We start from the raw sequence: 6,216 nt of genomic DNA, 5'->3' as shown, positions 1-6,216 counted from the left end.
GCCGCTCGCGGCCGGGCTGTGGCTCGCGGCGATCGGCCTCGCGCTCTTCGCGCGCGCGCCGGTCAACGGCAGCTTCGTCGTCGATGTGCTGCCCGGGATGATGCTGCTGGGCCTCGGCGCAGGCATGGCGTTCAACCCGGTGCTGCTGGCGGCGATGAGCGAGGTCGACCCCGCCGATTCGGGCCTGGCCTCCGGCGTGGTCAACACCGCCTTCATGATGGGCGGCGCGCTCGGCCTGGCCGTGCTGGCCAGCGCCGCCGCGGCGCGCACCGGGGCCATGGAAGCGGCCGGCGCACAGATGCCGCTCGCGCTCACCGGTGGCTACAACCTGGCATTTCTCGTCGGCGCCGTGTTCGCGGCACTGGCGGGTTTGATCGGGGTCCTGCTGCTTCGCACCGCACCGCCGGCGCAAATGCAGAACAACGAAGAAGCGGCCCCCCGCGGGGCGGCGGGCGAATCGGCATCGTGATGTGCACGACGCCATGCAGCCGCCGCTGTTTTTCCTTCAACGTTTTTATCTTTCCTTCAGGAGATCTCCCATGGCTCGCTATGTAGACGGTTTCATCGTTGCCATTCCCACCAAGAACGTCGAGGCGTATCGCAAGCTCGCACGCAAGGCCGGCAAGGTCTGGATGGAGTACGGCGCGCTCGAATACGTCGAGTGCATCGCCGACGACGTGAAGCCCGGCAAGCTCACCTCGTTCCCGCAGAGCGTGAAGCTCAAGGCCGACGAGACCGTGGCCTTCTCGTGGATCGTCTACAAGTCGCGCAAGCATCGCGACACGATCAACAAGAAGGTGATGGCCGACCCGCGCATCGCGTCGATGGACCCGAAGACGATGCCGTTCGACGGCAAGCGGATGATCTTCGGCGGGTTCAAATCCATCGTGGAGCTTTGACTCGCCCCCAGGCTTCGCGCACTTCGTGTCGCTCCGCCTACCCCCTACCGGGGGCAACACCTGAGGCCCGGAAGGACTGGGCTCGCCCCCAGGCTTCGCGCACTTCGTGTCGCTCCACCTACCCCCTACCGGGGGCAACACCTGAGGCCCGGCAAAGCCGGTTCCTCGGTGTTTCACGAAGGGGCCGGGCCTGCGGCCGGCCTCAGCCGATGAAGCCGTCGTAGACCAGCTTCAGGCCCGTGAGCAACATCCCGAGATACACGAAGCGATAGAACCAGATCGCGTCGATGCGCCGGGCGATGCGGATGCCCACCCACACGCCCAGCGGGGCGAACGGCATCAGCGCGACTGACGTGGCCAGCGTGCGGAAGTCGATGAGGCCGAGCCACGCGTAGGGAATCCACTTGCTCAGGTTCACCACGAAGAAGAAGTACGCCATCGTCGCGGTGAACACCACCGGCTTCAACCGGAGCGGAATCACGTAGGCGTTGATCGGCGGGCCGCCCGCATGGGCGATGAAGCTGGTGAAGCCCGACACCACCGTGAGCGCCGCGCCCACGCCGCGCGAGGGCAGCGGATCGTCGGGCTTGGGCGGAAACACGAGCCGCTGCGCCAGGAAGAGCAGCGTGAACACCCCGACGATGCCCGCCACCGTGTGCGCCGACAGCACCCGGAACAGCAGCGTGCCGACCACGGTGCCGATCAGGCCGAACGGGATCAAGAACTTGAGCAGCGATTTGTCGAAGTCGCGCCGGAACGCGGCGAGCCCCAGCACGTCCATCAGCAGCAGCAACGGCATAAGGATCGCGGCCGCCTGCGGCACGGTGACCGCGAGCGCCATCAAGGGCACTGCGAGCGAGCCGAAGCCGGCGCCGAAGCCGCTCTTGCTGATGCCCAGCAGCAGCACGGCGGGAATGGCGACCGCATAGAAATGCGGGTCGGTGATAAGGGGGAAGGCCATGGGATGTGACGGAGCGCAGAAAAAAGCCCGCCGTCGCGGCGGGCTCAGAGAGCGTAGCAGGCCTGGTCCGATGCTTCAGGCGGGCTGCTTCAGCGGGTTCAGCACGAAGTCGAAGTCCAGCCGCCAGCGGCCGTTTTCCTGCTGCTTCCACGGCGCGACGAGCGACTGGCGCACCGCGAACACCGCGTCGGAGTCGAGCCACTGGTCGCCTTCGCGGAACACGTGGGTGATGAGGTGCTCATAGCCCGGCGCCTCGATCTTGAAATGCAGGTGCGCGGGCCGCCAAGGATGGCGCCTGGTCGCGCGCAGCAGGTCGCCCACGGGGCCGTCGACCGGGATCGGATACGCCTCGGCCAGCACGCTCCGGAAATGCAGCGAGCCGTCGGCCGCGGTGCGCAGGCGCCCGCGGTTCTCGGCGTGGCCGAGCCCCGCTTTCTGCACGTCGTAGTGGCCGCCTTCGTCGGCCTGCCACACATCGACGACCGCGTTGGCCACCGGCTCGCCATCGAGGCCGCGCACCGTGGCGTACACGTCGCAGGGTTCGCCCGCGGCGCCGTTGGCCACGTCGTCGCCGTGCGCGTATTCGGGCGCGCCTTCGACGTAGAAGGGCCCGAACACCGTGGCCTCGGTGCAGCCGTCCGGCTTGCCGTTGTTCATCGCGATGGTGAGCATCGACAGGCCCAGCACGTCCGACAGCAGGATGAACTCCTGGCGCTTGTCGTCGCACATCTGGCCGGTGGCCGTGAGGTACTGGATGCCCTGGAACCACTCGGCCTCGGTGAGCTTCACCTCGCGCGCGAAGGCGTGCAGGTGCTGCACGAGGCTGGTCAGGATCTCGTGCAGCCGGGGGTCGGGCGTATCGGCCAGGCGCGCAAGCACGGCCTGGGTGATGTTGTCCTGGTTGAGGTTGCGCATCGTGGCTGTCTCCTTGTGCTGCGGTCGCTGTGTGTCTGTATGTCTCGGGGTGCCGAGGAATGTAGGCCGCGCGCCGCGCGCCCGGAAGCGTCACGGCGCAAATGATTTTTCCGCCCAGCGGAACGGTCGGCGCGCCCGGCGTGTTTCATCGCCCATGGGCGCGGCCGGCGTTCCGGGAAAAAAGCGCGCGGCGTTACGTAACGAATCGCGAAAGCAGCCCGTTCCGGCGCTGGGGGTTTGCCCCGGTCTGCGCGAGAAAGTCTTTTCAAATCAAGCAGATAGGTCGTTTGCGGAGGCGCGGCGGTGGGCAGGTGCAAAGGCGGCACGCATGTTGCGCTTTGCAGTCACTTATTCCTCGAGGAGGCCTCCCATGATCACCCCCCAAGCACCCATCCTTTCGACCCCGGCGATGGCCGAGAACGATGCGGCCCCCGTGGTCCTGGCGCAGGCCAGCACCACGCCGATCGCGCCCATGGGCTCGGCCGCGATGGCCTCGCCCTCGATGCCCGCGGGCCTGGGGTCGCTGTCCAACGCCACGCCCGGCACGGTCGTCGTGCGCGACGGCGTGCGGATTCCGGTGGACGGCACCCAGACCCTGATGGCGGGCGACCGCGTGATCGTTCCCGACGGTGGCCATGCCAACGTGCTCTTCCCCGGCTCGGCGGCCAACAAGGCGCCGCTCGCGGGCGTCTTCCAGGGCGGCACTGACGCCACCATCGGATCGACCAAGCTGCCCGGCGGCCTGGAGCAGGTGAATGTCGATGTGGCGGCAGGCAACCTGGAAGTCACGCCGGCCGACAGCGATGCGGACGCCGCCGCCGTGGCCGTGACCAAGAAAGCCGCGGGCGGCAGCGGCATCGGCCTGGGCGAATTCGGCCTCGGCGCGCTGGGCGCTGTCGCGCTCGGCGCCGCGCTCAGCGGCGGTGGCGACGGCGGCGGCAGCGGCCTTTCCTTCTTCGCTCCAGGCGTCGGCGAAACCGACGCTGACGCTGATGCGGATGCCGATGCCGACGCGGATGCGGACGGAGATGCGGATGCAGACGCGGACTCCGATGCCGATGCGGACGCCGATGCGGATGCAGACGCCGATGCAGATGCAGATGCCGACGCGGATGCGGACGCCGATGCCGATGCCGATGCCGATGCCGATGCCGATGCCGATGCCGACGCCGACGCCGATGCAGACCACCTGCTCGACCCAGGCGACGGTGCCGCCGGCCATCTGGTCGGCGCACTGGACGACCTCCTCGGCCTGGGTGGCACGGGCGGCGCGGCCGTGCGGGGCGCCGGCAGCTCCTCCGGCACGCTGGGATCGCTGATGCCCTCGGTCGACGGCCTGACGGACCTGGTGGACGACGTGCTCTCGCCGATCGCGGGCAACGAGTTCACGGCCAACGACCCGAATGAATTCGATCCGGTGGACGACGCCGTCGAGAACGTGGTCGTCGACATCGGCGGCGTGCTGACCCCCGTGGTCGACGGCCTGCTGGGCAACGGCCTGACGGATGCGCTGGTCGGCTCGCTGATCGGCCAGGTCGACTACCTGACCGATGCGCTCGGCAACGTCCTGGACAACGTGCTCGGCAGCGACGGCCTGCTCGGCGGCGTGACCACCGGCCTGGGCGTCGACGGCCTCGTGGACGGACTGCTCGGCGACGACGGCGTGGTCGGCCAGGTGCTCGAAGGCCTGCTGGGCGACAACGGGCTGGTCGGCGGCCTCCTTGGCGACGACGGACTGATCGGGCAGTTGCTGGGCGGCGATGGCTTGCTGGGTGGGTTGCTCGGCGGCGAAGGTGGCCTCCTTGGCGGCGTGCTCGGTGACGACGGCCTGCTGGGTGGTCTGCTCGGCGGCGAGGGTGGTCTCCTTGGCGGCGTCCTCGGCGACGACGGCCTGTTGGGCGGCGTGCTCGGCGGTGAAGGCGGCCTCCTTGGCGGCGTCCTCGGTGACGACGGGCTGTTGGGTGGCGTGCTCGGCGGTGAAGGCGGCCTCCTTGGCAGTGTCCTCGGCGACGACGGACTGCTGGGTGGTTTGCTCGGCGGCGAAGGCGGCCTCCTTGGCGGCGTCCTCGGCGACGACGGACTGCTGGGCGGCGTGCTCGGCGGTGAAGGCGGCCTCCTTGGCGGCGTGCTCGGTGACGACGGACTGCTGGGCGGCGTGCTCGGCGGTGAAGGCGGCCTCCTTGAGGGCGTGCTTGGTGACGACGGACTGCTTGGTGGTCTGCTCGGCGGTGAAGGCGGCCTCCTTGGTGGCGTCCTCGGCGACGACGGACTGCTGGGTGGCGTGCTCGGCGGTGACGGGGGTCTGCTGGGTGGCGTGCTGGGCAACGACGGCTTGGCCGGCGGCCTGCTTGGCCAGGATGGAGTCGTTGGCGGATTGCTTGGCGGCGAAGGCGCACTCGCCGGTGTGCTCGGCAGCGAAGGCCTCTCCGGTGGGGTGCTCGGCGAGGGAGGCCTCGTGGACGGACTGCTCGGAACCGACGGCGTCGTCGGCAACCTGCTGAGCGATGGACCGTTGACCGGCCTGCTGGGCGGTGACGGTGGTCTCCTCGGCGGTGTACTCGGCGACGACGGCATCGTCGGCGGCGTGCTCGGCGGCGACGGCGGTCTCCTCGACGGCGTGCTCGGAGACAACGGCATCGTCGGTGGCCTGCTCGGCGGCGACGGCGGCCTCCTTGGCGGCGTGCTCGGAGAAAACGGCATCGTCGGTGGCCTGCTCGGCGGCGACGGCGGCCTCCTTGGCGGCGTACTCGGCGAAAACGGCATCGTCGGCGGCGTGCTCGGCGGCGACGGGGGTCTCCTCGGCGGCGTACTCGACGAAAACGGCATCGTCGGCGGCGTGCTCGGCGGCGACGGCGGTCTCCTCGGCGGTGTGCTCGGTGAAGACGGCATCGTCGGCGGCCTGCTCGGCGGCGACGGCGGCCTTCTCGGCAGCGTCCTCGGCCAGGACGGCCTCGTTGGCAATCTGCTCGGCGGCGTGCTGGGCGGCAGCGGCCCGACGGCGAACATCCTGGAGCCGGTCGCGTCGCTCACCGATGCGATCGGGCCGATCGCAGCCAGCGTGGTGCATGCCGCGTCCGACATCACGTCGCCCGTGACCGACATCCTGGCCGGCTCGGCTGGGCCCGGTTCGGGCTCGGGGTCGCCGCTCGCCTCGCTGCCCGGCGTGGTGGTGGACCTCGGCCATGCGGTCACTCCGCTGGTGGCCGAAGTCGTGGCACCCATCACCAGCCTGCTCGATCACGGCGCCGGTGGCGCGACGTCTCCCGTGACGAACATCCTGCACGGCCTGCTGGGCTGATCCAGGGTCGCGGCTTCACGGCCGCACGCGCAACGCAAGGAGGGACCGGCAACGGTCCCTTTTTCCTTGCCTGCGCTCCAAGCCCGCGCCATCGCGCCGGCGCGAAGGTCGCCCCTAGAATCGCCGGCTCGATGACGCTTGGG

The 6,216-nt window shown here is 69.7% G+C and carries 4 protein-coding genes and 1 pseudogene; 3 read left to right on the top strand and 2 right to left on the bottom strand.

The features are described from left to right. Together RT97_RS16835 and RT97_RS16830 are read left to right on the top strand one after the other, a co-directional pair. A pseudogene (locus RT97_RS16835) lies at nucleotides 1-469 on the top strand (MFS transporter); the annotation flags it as partial. A 70-nt stretch (nucleotides 470-539) separates the two neighbouring features. Beyond that, nucleotides 540-899 carry a DUF1428 domain-containing protein gene (locus tag RT97_RS16830; protein WP_042579943.1) on the top strand — a complete coding sequence of 120 codons (360 nt, stop codon included), beginning with the start codon at nucleotides 540-542 and terminating at the stop codon, nucleotides 897-899. 202 nt (nucleotides 900-1,101) lie between these two features. On the opposite strand, the gene RT97_RS16825 is transcribed toward RT97_RS16830, so the two are convergent. Then, a complete protein-coding gene (locus RT97_RS16825; RefSeq protein WP_042579942.1) occupies nucleotides 1,102-1,860 on the bottom strand; it encodes a sulfite exporter TauE/SafE family protein in 759 nt (252 codons plus the stop codon). A gap of 75 nt (nucleotides 1,861-1,935) precedes the next feature. Continuing rightward, nucleotides 1,936-2,775, bottom strand: a complete 840-nt coding sequence (locus RT97_RS16820; RefSeq protein WP_042579941.1) for an intradiol ring-cleavage dioxygenase — start codon at nucleotides 2,773-2,775, stop codon at nucleotides 1,936-1,938. A gap of 370 nt (nucleotides 2,776-3,145) precedes the next feature. On the opposite strand from RT97_RS16820, the gene RT97_RS16815 reads away from it, so the two are divergent. After that, nucleotides 3,146-6,073, top strand: coding sequence for a hypothetical protein (locus tag RT97_RS16815; RefSeq protein ID WP_042579940.1), 2,928 nt, complete (start codon nucleotides 3,146-3,148; stop codon nucleotides 6,071-6,073). The last annotated feature ends 143 nt before the right edge of the window (nucleotides 6,074-6,216 follow it).

Source organism: Variovorax paradoxus (assembly GCF_000834655.1).
GTDB classification, from domain to species: Bacteria; Pseudomonadota; Gammaproteobacteria; order Burkholderiales; family Burkholderiaceae_C; genus Variovorax; species Variovorax paradoxus_F.
This window is presented reverse-complemented; position numbering and strand designations above follow the sequence as displayed.